Raw genomic sequence first — 18,095 nt, 5'->3', positions numbered from 1 at the left:
ATTTTATTTGATATATTCAGTTTTAAAAACTTCTTCGTAATTATGTACACAGTTGTTGATGAAGCCTTGTTCTTGCATCCATTGATCACTATAGACTTTAGAGATGTATCTAGAGCCATGATCAGGGAAAATAAGAACAACAGTATCAGTTTCTTTCAATTCATTAGAATTGGCATATTGCAAAAATCCTTGCGTTACTGCGCCAGTTGTGTATCCGCCCATAATTGCTTCTTTCAGGGCAATTTCGCGGGTTCTATAAGCAGCCATCTCATCATTAACACGGACAAATTCATCTACTTTATCAAATAATAAAGCGGAAGGGATTAGGTTTTTGCCCATACCTTCTATCTGATAAGGATGAATGTCTTCTTTCTTAATCGCACCTGTCTCATGGAAAGATTTAAGAATAGATCCATCTGCATCTACACCTATAATTTTGATATCTGGATTTTTTTCTTTCAAGAATTTAGCAGATCCAGATAGCGTACCGCCTGTACCAGTACACGCTAGTAGATGTGTGATTTTACCTTGTGTCTGCTCCCATATTTCTGGACCAGTTGTCTGGTAGTGTGCATCAATATTTAATTCGTTAAAATACTGATTGATGTAGATAGAGTTAGGTGTTTCTTCAGAAATTCTTCTTGCAACCTCATAATAAGAACGAGGATCATCTGCAGCAACATTGGCTGGGCATACATAGACGGTAGCGCCTAATGCCTTAAGATATGCAATTTTTTCAGGTTTAGTTTTGTCACTAACTGCCAAAATACATTTGTATCCTTTTATAATACAAACCATTGCCAGAGAAAATCCTGTGTTTCCTGATGTGGTCTCAACCACGACAGAATCAGGTTTTAAAAGTCCTTTTTTCTCGGCATTTTCTATAATGTGTAACGCTATTCTATCTTTAGTAGAATGGCCGGGATTGTGTGATTCCAACTTCGCGTATACAGTTGCAGGGATTTCCTTTGTAACTTGATTTAATCGAATTAAAGGTGTGTTTCCAATTAAGCCAAGAATATTATCGTATACATTAGTCATTATTTAACATTTTTCTCTAAAAAACTGTTTGCAAAATTAACAAAAAAAAGCAAAGTTTTCCAATTTTATTTGAATAAACTTGTTATTTATAATCTGTTTTATGGTGTTATAAAGTTAACAAACGATAATCGACTCTCCAAATTTTAAGCCAAAGTTTATTTTTTGTTAAAATCAAACAAAACTCATAGAAAAGTCTTAATTTCGCAGTAATTTGTATATCTTATGAAGAATTGGACTTTTAAAAAATGGAATACTATCCTAGGTTGGGTAGTTTTTGCAATTGCATTTTTTACTTATATCTCAACAATAGAACACACTTTGAGTTTTTGGGACTGTGGTGAGTATATTTCCTCAGCTGTTAAGTTAGAGGTGACTCACGCTCCAGGTGCTGCTCTTTTTCAATTAGTTGGTGCTGTATCTGCTGTTTTTGCATTAGGCAATGCGAGTAATTACGCATTGGTGATTAATGCGATGTCTGCAACCTTTAGTGCCTTTACAATTTTATTTTTATTTTGGACGATTACACATCTGGTGAGACGATTGCTGAATAAAGACTTTGAGGAGGTTTCTAATCAAGAAGGTATCGGTATCTTATTTTCTGGTGTTGTTGGTGCTCTATGTTTTACATTTTCTGATAGTTTTTGGTTCTCTGCTGTAGAAGGTGAAGTCTATGCGATGGCATCTCTTTTTATTGCATTAATACTTTGGTGTATTACAAAATGGGAAAATGAATATAAAAAAGAGGGGAGTGAGCGATGGATTATTCTGTTATTCTTCATAACAGGACTTTCTGTAGGTGTCCATATGATGTGTATGCTAGCTGTGCCTGCTGCCTGTCTTATTTATTATACTAGAAATTATTCTTTCACTTGGAAGTCCTTTGTGGTTGCTAATGTGGTGACTTTAGTTATATTAGGAGTTGTTTTCAAAGGGATTTTCCCATTGATAATGACCTTGTTCGGGAAAAGTGAAATATTCTTTGTTAACGGGTTAGGATTGCCTTTCCATAGTGGGACTATTTTTGCTTTTGTTCTTTTAATTTTAGCTTGTTATTTCATTGTTAATTTTGCTAGAAAATCGAAGAAAAATGTATTTCAAACGATTGCCTTGTCTATTATATATATGATTATAGGGTTTTCTTGTTGGATGGTTATTCCTATTAGAGCGAACGCTAATCCTCCAATGAACCTTAATGATCCTGATAATGCGATTGGAATGCTGGATTATTATAATCGTGTACAATATGGAGATTGGCCTACCTTATATGGTCAGAATTATACGGCTTATCTTGACGCTAACGGTATCCAGAAGAACGAAGATGGAAGTTTTAAAACTATTAAAACTGGTGACGTCTACGAAAAAGATGAAAAAACTGGACGTTATAGAGTAGTGGGTGATCGATTTAATTATGTTTTCAACCCTGCTCATGTTAGTTTTTTACCTAGAATGTTTAGTGAGGACAAGTCTATTATTCCTAATTATATTTCTATGTATGGTGCGCCAGATTTCAGTTTCAATTATGATAATGAAGATGCGGCAAATAGCCAAGAAGCGAAACAATATTTTGATGATCTAAGAAAGAAATTTGAGAATGGATCTATCAGAATGGATGATTATAATAAAGCGAAACAATTTAATTTAATTAACGTTCAGCGTCCATCTTTGGCTCAGAATTTAGATTACTTTATTACTTTCCAAAACTATTATTATTTTGTTAGATATCTTCTTTGGAACTTCTCTGGAAGACAAAATGACTTAGAGGGCAATATGCAAAATACTAATGGTAATTTTATTACAGGTATCTCTGCGATTGATGATAACCTGTGGGGTAACCAAAGTGATATGCCTGAAAATTATAGAAATGAAAGTACTGTTTATTTCTTTATGTTACCTTTAATATTAGGTATTTTAGGCTTTTTCTTCCAATTAAATAGAGATTTTGGACGTTTTTATGCAATATTATCTTTGTTTATCATTACAAGTGTGGGGATTGTTTTCTATACTGGTATGAAGCCTTTTGAGGTTAGAGAACGAGATTATGCGATGGTGGGTTCTTTCTATGCATTTGCTATTTGGATTGGTCTTGGAGTCGCTGGTATTTATTATTACGTTCAGAAAAAAGTAAAATCTTCTTCGGCGCAGATTGGTGTTGGGGTTCTATTATTGGGAGTGCCATTGATGATGGGTTTCCAAAATTATAATGTACATGACAGAAGTGATCGCACCGCAGCATATGATTATTCTTATTCGGCTTTAAAATCTTTGCCTAAGAATGACATTATGTTTGTGTACGGTGATAATGATACTTATCCAGTCTGGGGATTACAAGAGACAGAAGAATTTAGAAGTGATGTGAAGGTTGTTAATTTTACTTTATTGGCGACGCCTTGGTATCTCGATCAAGTCAAAAGAAAAACATATAATGCAATGCCAGTGCCGTCTGGGTTAACGCATGATAATTATCGTGATGGTACTAATGATCAGATTTTTATAATGAGTAAAAAAGATTGGCAGACTATTTTTGCTAATCTAGAACAAGCTGGCGCTCCAGAAACAGAATTTGCTGAGTTTAGAAAATATCTTGTTCAGGACTCTATGAGCCTTAAGGATGCGATTAACTTCTTAAAAATGTCATCTGAAAATAAAACAGAAATACTGAAAATGGTTTTTGGTGAGAATAGCAAAACAGAGCGTTTCAACTTCTTACCAGTCTCTAAGTTTACGATTCCTGTAGATGTTAATAGTGCTGTAAAATCTGGGATTATTACCGCTGAAGAAGCTCCATTGGCAGAAAAAGAACTTGTTATTGATTATAAAAGCAATAGCTTGTTTAAAAATAATCTAATGCTTCTTGACATCCTAGCACATTTTGATTGGAAACGCCCAATTAACTTCTCAACAGGCGGTATCTATGAAAACGAAAATATTGCTTACCTGGGAGATTACTTGCAGTACGATGGCTTTAGTTACCGATTAGTTCCTATAAAAACACCTCAGAAAGAATCAGGTGAGATGGGAAGAGTTAATGCTAATAACCTTTATAATATTGTTAAAAATTATAAATGGGGTAATTTTAAAAATCTTAAAAATCATTATGATGAGACTGCAATGCAAAATATTGTAACCTATCGTTCTTCGGTAAGTCGTGCAGTAGATGCTTTGGTGGCAACTAATCAAAAATCTAAAGCGGTAGAATTGTTAAGCTTAGTGGATACAGAAATCCCAGTTTCAAGATATAATGATCCTAGATCTTTAAGTTCTATAGTTTTTGGTTATATTGTTGCAGGACAAGAAGCTAAAGGCTTGCAGCTAGCAGAAGATCTTAAAAAAGGAATTTTCAAGGATTATGACTATTTTATTAATTTACCAGAAAGATTCCAGATGAATTCTTCTAGACAAATAAGAATGAAACCATTAGAGTATTCTTTGATTGTTGGTGCGGTAGCAGATGCTTATATTAAAATAGGAGAGACCAAAAAAGCGCAAGAATATACCGAAAAATCTATCAATACTATTGATAAAAGATTTGATGCTTTTATAAAAGATATGCAACAGATGGGCAAAGAAAAAGCCTTTAATCAGATTGACAAATCTCAAAATATCACTAATTTTTATCAATATTTATTTGATGTGATGAATAAATTTGATACTACTTACGCCACCGAAAAAGAGGATCAAGTAACAAGAGCATTAATGAAAGTAGCTCAGTAATATATAGAATATTATATGATAAAATATTTAAAAGAATCTAATTTCCCTATCGGCGTTTTTTTTGGCGCGATAGGGATTTGGTTATTTATGGCGGCTGTTGTTTTCGGACTTAATGAATATGTCATTTTTACGGGGAATAGTATTTTATTTCCTTTTTCTGTAGTATATCCTTCGGCATTTCTTTTTACGGGTATTTTATTTGGTTTTCTTTTTTTAGGTGTTGGATTATTAGCTTACACTGCACATCAAAAACTTAATTTTTTCTGGCTTTATATACTTTGTATTCTTTTGGTAGTATTGGGTAATTTAGCACAAGGTAATATTGATATTGCTTTTTTGCAGCCATTCTATTTTAAAGGAAGACAATATTACGCAGATGCTATAAATATTACAGATTGGCAAATTTGGTTGAAGGATTTTAATCAAAATCTAGAAAGTTTTCAATTGCATACCAAGACGCATCCGCCTTACACGACGTTAATTCATTATCTTTTTTTAGATATTTTTAAAGGTAATATTTTAGGATTAAGCTTATCATTTTTTGCATTATCATGTCTTAGCTTTCCTTTAATGAATCAATTGATGAAAAATTTTGATATAGAAAAATCAAAACGCCAATTAATTTTGATATTATTTGCGATAATTCCATCGGTTAATATTTACTTATTAGTTTCTATTGATGGTATTATTCTGACTACATCTTTATTATTTTTCTGTGGATTGTCAAGTGTTTTTATCAAGAATAAAATCAGTTTTTTATCACTTCTATCATTGTTTCTAGGCTTAGTCGCAACTAATTTGTTATCGTTTTCAGGATTGTTTTTATTTGCGTTTTTAGGTGTTATTTCTTTAATAACACTATTTAGAAAACAGTATTTTGTTACGATTACCTCAGTGATTGTAAGTGTTTTATTTGTTGTATTTTTTTACCAATTATATCTTTTGACAGGAAGCGACCAATTAGAAACTTTTCTTCATGCTAGTCGTTCCGAAAATAAAAATGGATTTATGCTATTGCATTCGCCAATTGTTTATTTCTTTACGCGATTAGAAGATGTTGTTGAGATTTTATTTTTCCTTTCTTTTGCTTACGTGGCTTATTTTTTCAGCTTTAAGAATGATAATATTAAGATGTTTGCAAACGCCAAAATTAATATTTTTTCTTTTTCAGGAATTATTGCTTTAGGAGTTATGTTTTTGACGGGAGCTTATGGTACAGGCGAAACTGCAAGAGCATGTTTGTTCATCGTTCCGCTATTTGTTTTATTCTTAAAAGATTTGCAGGTGAAAGACCTTTCTGTAATTTATTTATTATGTTTATTACAGACATTTGGCATGCAGACTATAGGTAATTATTATTGGTAATTTTATGGGGATGGAGCAGTTTTGTGCATTTTTGAGAGGTGTTAATGTCAATGGTACAACCATGAAAATGGCAGAGGTTTGTCAGGTTTTTAAAGACGCTGGCATGCTCAATGTCACTTCGGTTTTAGCAACCGGAAATATTATTTTTTCATCAGATAAAAGTCGTTCTGACTTAAAGTCAACTTTAGAAAAAGCCTTATCAAGTTATTTTAATTACGAAGCTTTTTTATTTTTGAAATCAAAATCTGAGGTGATTAGTATATTTGAAAATAAAGCATTCTCGCAAGAATCTGATCAGCATCTTTATGTTTTTATCGGGAAGGATAATATCGAAAATGTTTTGTTAAAAGAATTCGATTTATCAACAAAGTCAGAAGAAGAAAATGCTAAAATTGTCAATTCTGTTTTCTATTGGCAAGTCAAAAAAGGAAATACATTGAGCTCTTCTTTTGGTAAAATATTAGGAAAAAAATCTCTCAAAGATCAATTTACGAGTAGAAATATTAATACTCTAGAAAAAATAATCAATAAGTTTTAAAAATGAAATCTAGTTTCTAATCCTTTTCGATTTTGAAAGTTTATGAGTAATTTTACAAGACTTTAAAATTTAAAATAAAATGATTCAATATTTAGACAACATTCAACATAAAGATTCTAAAAACTTTTTCTTAATTGCTGGTCCTTGTATTATAGAAGGAGAAGATATGGCGCTAAGAATTGCAGAGAAAGTGATTACGATTACTGATAAATATAATATTCCGTATATTTTTAAAGGAAGTTTCAAGAAGGCTAATAGAAGTAGAGTAGATTCTTTTACGTCTATTGGTGAAGAAAAATCTCTTGAGATTCTTAAGAAAGTAGGAGAAACTTTTAATATTCCTACGACAACAGACATTCACGAAAATGAACATGCTGCTTTGGCTGCACAATATGTGGATGTGTTGCAGATTCCTGCATTTTTGGTTCGTCAGACAGATTTGTTAGTAGCGGCAGCACAGACAGGCAAATGTGTGAGTCTTAAGAAAGGTCAATTTTTGTCACCAGAATCTATGCAATTTGCGGTTCAAAAAATCACAGATTCTAACAACCAAAAAGTTGCAATTATAGAGCGCGGTAATTCTTTCGGGTATACAGATCTTGTTGTAGATTTCCGAGGTATCCCAACGATGCAACAATATGCGCCAGTTATCCTAGATGTAACGCATTCTTTACAACAGCCTAATCAAAGTTCTGGTGTGACTGGTGGTCGTCCAGAGTTAATAGAAACTATTGCAAAGGCAGGTATTGCGGTTGGTGCAGATGGCTTGTTTATAGAGACGCATCCAACGCCAGAGACTGCATTGTCAGATGGTGCTAATATGTTAAGATTAGATCTTTTAGACGATTTATTAGCAAAATTAACAAGAGTAAGAGAAGCAATTTTATAATAGAATTGTCAACATATAGCTGTAAAATTAAAGAAGTTTGGATTATTCCAAACTTCTTTTTTACTAATTAATTTAACTAATATGAAAGTTTTTACCAACAAAAAATGATTTTATGATTAATTATGACATTAATTAGAGGTGTCGTAATTAATAATCATTTCTTTTGTAAAACTAAATTATTGATTAGTTTTCAATAAAAAAAATGTTTTGTTATTTATTTTTTAATTTATTTGATTTAATGTTGTTTAATCGTTATTGAATTGTGGTTTGCTAAATAATTTTGGACTTATACAATTTATATCAACTTTTCTGGTTTTCAGTAACAAAGAGAAATTGTATATTTAACCATTAAAATTTATCGCATTGAAAAAATATATCTTATCGGCTTTTGTTTTGTTGCCAATGGCGTTGTTTTCTCAGGTAAACCTCAAGGTTCTAGACGAGAATGGCAAAGCGGTTTCACAAGCTAAGGTAACATACAATAATCAAGAGTATATCACAGATAATAATGGTTTTGTTAAAGTTCCTATTGCTACAACCGAGCAAAGTTTACTTGTAGAAAAACAAGATTTTAAATCATTTTCTAAAAGTATAAAACCATCACCAAAAGTTCAGAATGTAAATGTTCTTTTTCTTGAAACAACAAAGGTTAATGAGATTAAAGAAATTATTTTTCAGAAAAGAGTTAGACCAAAGTCTAATGACCTTAGTTCTATAGAGATTTCACCTAGAGAAGCACAACAGGTTGCATCATTATCTGGTGGTGTAGAAGGACTTCTTAAGACTCTGCCTTCTGTTAACTCTAATACAGAGTTGAGTTCTCAATATATGGTGCGTGGCGGTAATTATGACGAAAATTTAATTTATATTAATGATATCGAGATCTACCGTCCTTTTTTAATCAGAAATTCTTTACAGGAAGGATTAAGTATTATTAATCCAGATATGGTATCTGCTGTTAACTTTTCTGCAGGAGGTTTTGAGGCGAGATATGGCGATAAGATGTCATCTGCGCTTAATATTTATTATAAGCAACCTCAGAAATTCGAGTTGTCGGGAGAAGCTTCTTTAATTGGAGGAAGATTAACGCTTGGTGGTGCTTCTAAGGATAAAAGATTATCTGCTATTGTAAGTGCTAGATACAGAAATACCAATTTGGTGCTTAATACACTTAATGAAGATACAGATTTCAATCCTCAATATATGGATTTGCAGTCTTATATTAATTTTAATATTAATGAAAAATGGTCGGCATCATTTATTGGATATTTTTCTAAAAATGATTACGAAATGATCCCGAAAAGCAAAGAAGTAGATTTCGGAAGTCTACAACAGCCCATTAGATTATCAGTCATGTACAATGGTAAAGAAAATGACAAGTATAAGAATATGATGGGGACTTTCAGTCTTAACTTTAAGCCAACCAAACAATGGAACGTTAATGTAGACGCTTTTGCTTATCAGAACCGAGAAAAAGAATATTACAGCATTGCCTCGGGTTATATGTTGCAATCCTTTGATCCAGAAACAGGATCGCCTGTAGCGACTTATGATGCAGGAGGACAGATAGATCATGCACGAAATGATCTTAAGGTTCAGACTTATGGTGCGCAATTGAGAGCAAGATTCTCACCAGATGTAAATACAGATATTGAAGTTGGTGCAAAGATTGAAAAAGAAAAACTTCAGGATAATACCAACGAGTGGCAGTTAGTCGATTCTTTGGGTTATAGTACGCCAAGAAATTTTGTATTGCCAGGTAATCTAGATGCTTCTCAATTAAAACTAAAATATAATATCGCTGGTGCTAATAATATAGATCCTACGAGATTATCAGCTTATGCGCAGTATTCTAAAAAATTCGATTGGGGAGATAATAAAGTCTTTGTAAATGCAGGTGTAAGGGTGCAAAATTGGAGTTTTAACAAAGAAACTTTAGTAAGTCCAAGAGCACAATTTGCGATTAAACCTAATTGGGATAATACAGATATGTTGTTCAAGGTTACAGGTGGTGTCTATTATCAAGCACCTTTTTATAAAGAAATCAAAGATCTTAATGGAGATTTCAACCCTAATATAGAAGCGCAAAGATCTTACCAGATTATCTTAAGTAACGATTACGAGTTCCGTTTGGGAGACAATAAAGATTCAAAACCTTTTAAGCTAACCACAGAAGTTTACTATAAAAAAATGGATAAACTGATTCCTTATTATCTGGATAATGTGAGAATCCGATATTCTGGTAAAAATAATGCCGAAGGTTATGCGTATGGCTTAGATACAAGGTTATTTGGAGAGTTTGTGCCAGGAGTTGACTCTTGGATTTCTGCAAGTTATGCAAGAGTTTATGAGAATATAGATAACCACGGTTATATCCCAAGATCAACCGATCAACGATTAAGATTCTCGGTATTCTATCAGGATTATATGCCTAAGTTCCCAAGTATGAAGGTTAATTTAACCTTAGTTTATGCCAATGGATTACCTTCTGGGACGCCTGTTTTATTCAATAAAGAAGGACAACCAGATTATTTAGGTGCCTACAATTATCAGAAAACACTACCATCTTACAAGCGTGTAGACATTGGTCTTAGCAAAGTATTTATCGATCAAAAAGATAATAAAGTTGCAGCAGGATTCTGGTCTAACTTCCGTGAGTTAACATTGGGAGTTCAGATTTTTAATGCCTTTAATATTAATAACACGGTGGCTAATCAGTGGGTGAGCGATGTCAACAGCTCGGCTTATTATCCTGTGCCTGTAAGATTAACGGGAAGATTCTTTAATGTAAAATTAGAATTCAAACTATAACAACCTAAGCTTCACATCATGTGGAGCTTTTTTTATGGCGTGTCGCCAGCTCGGTAACTTACGGCGCTCGCTTCGCTCGCGCCTCCAGTTCCTCACTGGCGTCGGTCTGCGCGCAGTCGCTTTTTCTAATAAGGCTTTCGCTGTGCTTCGCCATATTAGAAAAGAGCTCCGACAATGCGCTTCGCCCTCACGCAAAAAATTGAGAATATTTAACAACGAAAAATTTCCTCAATCACTATATATTCCCGAAATTTGGTAGTCATTTAGATTAGACAATAGTTTAGTTTGATAGTAATAATTCATCAATTAAAAAAAATAAGAATGAATATTTTATTAGCCTCAACCTCTGCATTATATGGAGAAAAATTTTTAGAATATTTAAGACCACAACTTCAAGATTTGTATCAAGGCATAGACGAGATATTGTTTGTTCCCTTTGCAAGACCAGACGGGATGACGCATGACGCTTACACCGAAATGGCGAAAAGCTTCTTCGATACAATGGATATTAAAGTAAGAGGTTTACACGAGTTTGAAGACAAAATAGAAGCTATTAACCAAGCTAAAGCTTACTTTACAGGCGGAGGTAATACATTTTTATTAGTAAAGACTTTGCATGAAGAAGGCTTAATGAGTGTTCTTAAGACTAACGTTGAGTTGGGCAAATCTTATCTTGGATGTAGCGCGGGCAGTAATATTGGCGGTATTAATATGAAAACCAGTAATGATATGCCCATTGTCTATCCACCAAGTTTTGATTGTATGGGATTGGTACCTTTCAATCTTAATCCACATTATCTGGATCCTCATCCAGAGTTACATCATAATGGTGAAACAAGAGAAACGAGAATTTTAGAATTTTTGACTCAAAATGACACAAAAGTAGTTGGCTTAAGAGAAGGTAATTGGATTAGAAAAATTGGAAGTAAGATTACCGTAGAAGGATCACAATCTACACGGATTTTTGAGAGAAATAAACAAGCCTACGAGGTTACATCGAGTACAGAATTATAACAATGATATTACAAAAAGAAATAGATTTTATCTTGGCGGTTGATGCGCTTAAGAATGTACAGCGTAGAAATTACAACGCAGATGACTCTCGCAGAGAAAATACAGCAGAACATAGTTGGCAGATCGTTATTCTCGCACAGATTCTTTATCCTTATGCCAAGAATAAAGAGCAAATAGACTTGCTAAAGGTGATAAGAATGTTGTCTATTCATGATTTAGTAGAGATCCATGCAGGCGATACTTTTCTGTTTGACGAAAAGTTGATGGAAGGAAAATTTGAAAGAGAGAAAGTCGCAGCAAAGAAGATCTTCGGGATTTTAGATGAAAATATGGCGACAGAGTTCTATAATCTTTGGATAGAATTTGAAGAAGAAACGACGCCAGATGCCATCTTTGCATGTGCTATAGATCGTATTATTCCGTTTATTCTTAACTCTTATACAGATGCGAAGAGCTGGACAGAAGCAGGTGTTACAGAACATCAAGTCAGAAATATGTTAGAAAATGCTATCAAAAGAGCTTCGGACGAGATGGGAGAAGTCTTTGATGTATTAATGGAAAGAAATATTGACGAAGGTAAATTGGTTTAATTAAAATCATTTTGGAAAATTAGTATAGCTTTAGATGATAGAAAATAAAAAACCTTGAGAATTATCTCAAGGTTTTTCTAATTATATTCTTTCTAACTCGTTGGCATTAATCACAGTTTTAAAACTTCCGTAATTAACGGTAACTTTTTCTTTGGATATTTTTTCTATTGTACCCACGCTTGTGCTGCCGCTAATCCTTACGCGTTGTCCAATCTTCATCCAGACGGCTCGTTCTGTTTGCTTCTTTTCTTCGATTTTTTCTTGAGTTTCGGCAATCTTTTCGATGACATCTTCTTTCTTTAATTGCTGAGTAATTTTCCGCTTTACAATTTGGAGTTTTTTGCTTTCGTCTTTGTCGGTATCCAGCTTCCTGAATTTTTCTTGCTCTAATATTTTAACAAAATCTTTCACCACATCTTTCCTCGGTTTTCCTTTGATATAGCTTTCTATAAAGCCTTCTATCTTGTTCCCGAATTGCAGTTTGCGGTGTTCTTCCTCATACAATTTCTGAAAGTTGAACAGCTTTTGCTGCAATTGTTCATTCAGTTTTTGGAGATTGTCGCGCTTGTCTTCAACAGATTCTTTACGTTCTGTAAGATCAGTTTTTAGCTTTTCGACTTCATATTTTTCTTGTTGAAGTTTAACAATCGTTTTGTCGAGATTGACAATGTCGTGTTCTACTTTTTTCTTCGCATTATGAATGATAAACCTAGGGATTCTGTTTTTCTCAGCCACCTCAAAGGTGAAAGAGCTTCCCGCCTGCCCAATCTCTAACTTGTACATCGGTTCTAGCGTTTCTTCATCAAAGAGCATTGCCGCGTTAATCGCATTAGGAAGTTGCTCAATCACTAGCTTAATGTTAGTGTAATGCGTTGTGATAATCGCAAAACTGTTCTTTTGATAGAAAAATTCTAAGAAACTTTCTGCTAAAGCACCACCCAATTCTGGATCAGATCCCGTCCCGAACTCGTCAATCAATAACAAGGTGTTTTCATCAGATTCTCGGATGATTTTTGCCATCTTTTTTAGACGAGAAGAGTAGGTAGATAGATGGTTTTCTATGGATTGATTGTCGCCAATGTCGGTCATGATTTTATCAAAGAAAAACATCTCACTTCTAGGATGCACAGGCACCAAAATCCCTGACTGAATCATCAATTGCATCAGTCCTAAAGTTTTCAGTGTGATAGATTTTCCACCAGCATTAGGACCAGAAATACAGATGATTCTGTTCTTGTCAGATAACTCTAAAGTCTGAGGGTAAATATCTTTGTTTTCGGCTTTATTCTGCAACCATAATAAGGGATGGAAAGCATTGATTAACTTCATGCTTTTATGACGATTAATCTTAGGTAAGATCCCATTAATACGCTTAGCAAACCTCGCTTTGGCTCTTGTAATATCTAGGTTAAAGATATAATCTTGATAGTTGCTAAGTTGCGGTTGATAGTCTGCCAGTTCTGCCGTTAATTGTCGTAATATTTTATCAATTTCTTTTTTCTCTTGTTCTTCATTTTCACGAAGTTTAAAGTAATGTTTTACGACACTTTCTGGTTGGATGTAAGTGATAGATCCAGTTTTAGAAACGCCCAATGTCCGTCCGGGAACTCTTTTTTTGTAACCCGACTTAATGGCTAAAACACGTTGGTCATCAATAATACTTTCTCTGATATCATCTAAGAAATCACCTTGTCCAAGCGCAGTTAACGCGCGATTAAAATTCTCCTGAATGGCTTTTCTGGCGTGTTGCATCTCTGCTCGGATGATTTTTAAGTCAGGAGAGGCTTCACTTTTTACTTCACCAAAACGGTTAAAAACTTGACTGATTTTTTCTAAAATAACTTTTTGAAAGTCAATGTCTTTAATTTCGTTATTCAGGTTAGGGAAAATATCTAACATCTTAGGAAAATAAGTTTTCAGTTTTCCAATCTGTTCTGTGATATTTTTAATCTTTATAAAGGCGTGGTTTTCTAAACGGTAATTTTCTATATGAATAACTTTTAGCTCTTCTTCGATGTCTTCATATTCATCAAAAGGAATGGCATTGTCGCTTTCATACGAACTTAGATATTCTGAGGTTGTTTTTAGTAATAATTCTGCTTCATCTAAAGGAATTGGTTTTAAATGAAGGATTTTTTCTGAGATTTTCTGGGAGTAAGCTAATGGCGCAATTTCGCCTAGCAATCTCGGAAATTCTAATTCTTGTAAATTTTCTTGAGATACTTGCACAATGCAAATATAGATAAAAGGTCAATCTTACAAAAACAAAAAATTTGCAACATTGTTACAAGCTTTATAAGAACTCAGCACCAAAGAAATATCCATTATATGTTAATTGTAAAACGTGGAAGAGGATAAGACGTAAATACTTGCTTTAATATAAAAATTGTTTTCAAAAATATGCTTTGGCAAATTATTTATTCGTTTTTAATTTAGTATTTGCTGTCAAATAAGATATAATTTTATCATATTATAAATAATGAATTAGAATGTCTTCTTTTGTTATATCAATCTTTTTTTTGATACTATTCATTAATTTTGTTGCAGCAAAAGTTCCCATTTCAAATCCGTCGTTAATCTGATATTCGTAAGTTTCATCTAGATATTTCGGAAGTGTTCCTTCACTTATTGCAACCACTTTCTTATTGGTATTGTTAAGATTTCTTTTTATTAAGGAACTATGAAGACCGATCAGCGTCTCATCACTCATCGCAAAAAAACCATCAATAGAATCATCGTCTAACAATATATCTAATTTTTCCTTTACAATATCAGCAGATTTGCAATAGATAATATTTAGGGTAATTTCAGGAAATTGCTTCATACGACTTTCAAATGAAATCAATCTATTTTGGGTAATTTCTAAATTTTCATCACCAAAGATGGCTAGAATATTTTTGCTTCCATAATCAATTAACTTTTCGGCGCACAATTCAGCATTTTTTACATTATCAAAAACGACAGATTCAAAAATATCCTGAGGAACAGTTTTGTCAAAAATGACTACTGGGATTTCCATGTCTTTTAATTTCTTCAAATGTTCACAATCTTTTGTTTCCTTGGTCAAAGAGATGAGGATACCATCTACTCTTGAATTAATGCAGGTTTCTATATGTTCTTTTTCAGTCCCATAAGAATCGTCAGAAGACAATATGAAAAAGCGATAGCCCTCTTTATTGAGAATTGACGAAATACCATTAATAATAGATGGCAAAAAAAACATAGATATTTCTGGTACAATAAGCCCAATCACTTTAGAAGATTTTTTTCTAAAACTAATGGCAAAGTCATTGGGAATATAATTAAATGTTTCTGCAGCTTCTCTAACCTTGAGTTTTACAGAACTGCTGATATCAGGATGATCTTTCAGTGCTCTTGAAACAGTTGAAGTGCTTATGTGAAGCATTTCTGCAAGGTCTTTTATAGTCGTTCTTTTCATTTTGACTTTTAGCATAAATTATTGGGAGAAAATAAGAATAATTTATGGATCTATTTTTGTTAATATTTGTTAAATTAATAAGATTAAATTGTTAACGTAAAGTTAATTTATTTAAAAGTTATCCACCGCAAACGGTTGCGCAAACGATTGATGTTTTTTAAATGTTAATAATACGTTTAAATCTATTTTTTGATATGCTAAAAAAAATACTTTTGAGACATAACAAAAAACTCAACAGAATTATGGAATCACAGATAATAAAAAAAGTACTGATTTTCGGGACGATGAATATGGCCGCATTCATGTTTTCACAGTCTGCTGAAACTGATACAATATCTCCAATAAGTAATACGATTGACGAAGTGGTGATTACCGGGAACTCAAATCCTAAAGCTTCGATAAAAACAAGTACTTCAATTTCTACTTTAAAGCAAGCAGATATTATTAATGCTGCACCAAGAACTACCGCCGAAATTTTCAGAACGATTCCTGGTATCCGTGCCGAATCTTCGGGGGGAGAAGGGAACTCAAATATTACAGTGAGAGGAGTTCCTGTTTCTGCGGGTGGCTCAAGATATTTATTGATTCAGGAAGATGGTCTTCCGGTGATGCAATTTGGTGATATTGCTTTCGGAACTCAGGATCAGTTTACAAGATTTGATTCTTTTGTTTCCAGAGTTGAGGCTCTAAGAGGAGGTTCTGCATCTGTATTTGCATCCAATTCACCTGCGGGGATCATTAATTTTATTACAAAAACAGGCGAAAAAGAAGGCGGAAGCATCACGCAACAAATAGGTTTGAACTATAAAAATTTCAGAACAGATATAGACTACGGAAGACCGCTTGGTAATGATTTTTATATTGGAGTTGGTGGTTTCTACAGAGGTGGAGACGGTCCTAGAAAAACGGGTTACACTTCTAATAATGGTGGTCAATTCCGATTATCTTTATTAAAGAAATTTGAAAAAGGAAGCATCAGAGTGTATGGTAAATACCTTGATGACCGTACTGCAGCTTATATGCCAATGCCGATTGCCGTTTCAGGATCAGATTCAAATCCGGATTATAGCTCTCTCAATAATTACAATATATTAACGGGCGCTTTACAATCATCCAACTTCAGAAATGATGTTACGCTTGGCGCAAACGGACAAATTTTGAAAAGTGATATTCGTGACGGAATGCATTCAGTCTCAAAAACAGTCGGGTTTGAATTTAATTATGATTTAGGCTCAGGTTGGAAAGTTGACGCTAAAGCAAGATATTCTGCAAACGACGGTCAGTTTTTAGCACCGTTTCCGGCATCTGTAGGAAGTAAATCAGAAATTTTGGAATCTGTTACAGGCTACGGAAGCGCAGTCTATGCAGGAACTAATACAGCAGTTGACAGCAATGCCAAATATATGAAAATAGTTTTATTCAATACCAAAATGAATAATCTGAACAATTTCTTCAGCGATGTCAATATCAGTAAAAAATGGAATAAAATAAAGTTGAATACCGGCGTTTACAACAGCTCGCAAAACATCAACCTTTCTTGGAACTGGAATACTTACCTGATGGAAGTTTCTGATAAAAATGCTCGATTAGTGGATATTGTAAGTCCTACAGGAACTAAAATTACAGATAATGGACTTCTTAATTACGGCGTTCCGGCTTTTGGCGGCGTTAATAGAATCTACGATACCAAATACTCGGTGATTGCGCCACACGCTCAGGTGGAAATCAATCCGATGGAAAAATTAACGTTGGATTTTGGTGCAAGATATGATTTCGGAAATGTTACAGGAAGTTTCTCTGGGACGCAGAATACTAGACGCGCAATAGACATTAATCAAAACGGAACTTTAGAGACACCAGAATTGGCTGTAGAAGTCGTAAACGGTACCGTTCCTGTAGATTATCAATATGGTATTTTCGGATATTCATTTGGAGCCAATTATGCTTTGGATTCCCGTAATGCGTTTTTCGCAAGGGTAAGTCAGGGTGGAAGTGCTTCAGCAGACAGAATTCTATTCGCAGGTTACAATTACACCAATAATGATGATCCAGCTTTAGACGCAGTAAAAGTGAATAAACTGAACCAAATTGAAGTAGGTTACAAATTAAGAGGTTCAAACTATTTTCTGAATACTACTTTGTTCCAAGCAAGAACGATTGAAGCGAATTACGAAGCAACTACCCAACTTAGAACAGAAAATAAATACGAATCATTTGGAGTAGAATTCGACGGGTTTTACAAAATCAATAAAAACTTCGACATCAAAGCAGGTCTGACTTACACGCACGCTGAAATCAAAAATGCGATTGATAAGACGATTATTGGAAATATGCCGAGAAGAACTCCGAAATTTATGTATTCTTTCAACCCGAATGTAAATATTGAAAAATTAAGCTTTGGTTTCTTTGCAGTTGGTTCTACAAAAGCGTTCACTCAGGATAGTAATAAACTGATTATGCCGGGTTATATCATTGTAAACCCTTATATTTCTTACAGATTAGTGAAGAATCTAACGCTGAATGTCAATGCTAATAATATATTCAATGCTTTGGCGATTACAGAAGCAGAAGAGGGAAGTTTACAAGGGACCAACGGAATCATCAGAGCGAGAACATTACCGGGAAGAACTTTTGGAGCGAGTGTAAAGTTTGATTTCTAAATTAATTATAAAAGCTTTATTAAAAATTATTATCATT

11 protein-coding genes are annotated in these 18,095 nt (G+C 33.7%); 8 read left to right on the top strand and 3 right to left on the bottom strand.

Going from position 1 to position 18,095, the window contains the following annotated elements; translation table 11 throughout:
- Positions 1 to 3 precede the first annotated feature (3 nt).
- A complete protein-coding gene (locus ACQQ6V_RS05365; protein ID WP_448844524.1) occupies positions 4 to 1,041 on the bottom strand; it encodes a PLP-dependent cysteine synthase family protein in 1,038 nt (345 codons plus the stop codon).
- 222 nt (positions 1,042 to 1,263) lie between these two features.
- On the opposite strand from ACQQ6V_RS05365, the gene ACQQ6V_RS05360 reads away from it, so the two are divergent.
- The 7 genes from ACQQ6V_RS05360 (at position 1,264) to ACQQ6V_RS05330 (ending at position 11,959) form a co-directional block, all read left to right on the top strand.
- On the top strand, positions 1,264 to 4,752 hold the full coding sequence (locus ACQQ6V_RS05360) for a glycosyltransferase family 117 protein (protein ID WP_448844523.1): 3,489 nt from the start codon (positions 1,264 to 1,266) through the stop codon (positions 4,750 to 4,752).
- Positions 4,753 to 4,767: 15 nt separating this feature from the next.
- On the top strand, positions 4,768 to 6,117 hold the full coding sequence (locus ACQQ6V_RS05355) for a hypothetical protein (RefSeq protein ID WP_448844522.1): 1,350 nt from the start codon (positions 4,768 to 4,770) through the stop codon (positions 6,115 to 6,117).
- Between the two features lie 10 nt (positions 6,118 to 6,127).
- Complete coding sequence (locus tag ACQQ6V_RS05350; protein WP_448844521.1) at positions 6,128 to 6,655, top strand: DUF1697 domain-containing protein; 528 nt, start codon at positions 6,128 to 6,130, stop codon at positions 6,653 to 6,655.
- Between the two features lie 79 nt (positions 6,656 to 6,734).
- On the top strand, positions 6,735 to 7,544 hold the full coding sequence (gene kdsA, locus ACQQ6V_RS05345; RefSeq protein WP_448844520.1) for a 3-deoxy-8-phosphooctulonate synthase: 810 nt from the start codon (positions 6,735 to 6,737) through the stop codon (positions 7,542 to 7,544).
- A gap of 363 nt (positions 7,545 to 7,907) precedes the next feature.
- Complete coding sequence (locus ACQQ6V_RS05340; RefSeq protein WP_448844519.1) at positions 7,908 to 10,355, top strand: TonB-dependent receptor plug domain-containing protein; 2,448 nt, start codon at positions 7,908 to 7,910, stop codon at positions 10,353 to 10,355.
- Positions 10,356 to 10,676: 321 nt separating this feature from the next.
- Positions 10,677 to 11,369, top strand: coding sequence for a dipeptidase PepE (gene pepE, locus ACQQ6V_RS05335; RefSeq protein WP_448844518.1), 693 nt, complete (start codon positions 10,677 to 10,679; stop codon positions 11,367 to 11,369).
- A 2-nt stretch (positions 11,370 to 11,371) separates the two neighbouring features.
- Positions 11,372 to 11,959, top strand: a complete 588-nt coding sequence (locus tag ACQQ6V_RS05330; RefSeq protein ID WP_448844517.1) for an HD domain-containing protein — start codon at positions 11,372 to 11,374, stop codon at positions 11,957 to 11,959.
- Positions 11,960 to 12,040: 81 nt separating this feature from the next.
- On the opposite strand, the gene ACQQ6V_RS05325 is transcribed toward ACQQ6V_RS05330, so the two are convergent.
- Together ACQQ6V_RS05325 and ACQQ6V_RS05320 are read right to left on the bottom strand one after the other, a co-directional pair.
- A complete protein-coding gene (locus ACQQ6V_RS05325; protein ID WP_448844516.1) occupies positions 12,041 to 14,188 on the bottom strand; it encodes an endonuclease MutS2 in 2,148 nt (715 codons plus the stop codon).
- A 241-nt stretch (positions 14,189 to 14,429) separates the two neighbouring features.
- Positions 14,430 to 15,398: a LacI family DNA-binding transcriptional regulator gene (locus ACQQ6V_RS05320; protein ID WP_448844515.1), complete on the bottom strand. Its 969-nt coding sequence runs from the start codon at positions 15,396 to 15,398 to the stop codon at positions 14,430 to 14,432.
- A gap of 242 nt (positions 15,399 to 15,640) precedes the next feature.
- On the opposite strand from ACQQ6V_RS05320, the gene ACQQ6V_RS05315 reads away from it, so the two are divergent.
- Positions 15,641 to 18,058 (top strand): TonB-dependent receptor domain-containing protein, encoded by a 2,418-nt coding sequence (locus ACQQ6V_RS05315; protein ID WP_448844514.1) that lies wholly within the window; start codon positions 15,641 to 15,643, stop codon positions 18,056 to 18,058.
- Positions 18,059 to 18,095 lie beyond the last annotated feature (37 nt).

Source organism: Chryseobacterium electrogenes, assembly GCF_053553015.1.
Note: the sequence above shows the minus strand (reverse complement) of the source record. Positions and strands in the feature narration are given on the sequence as shown.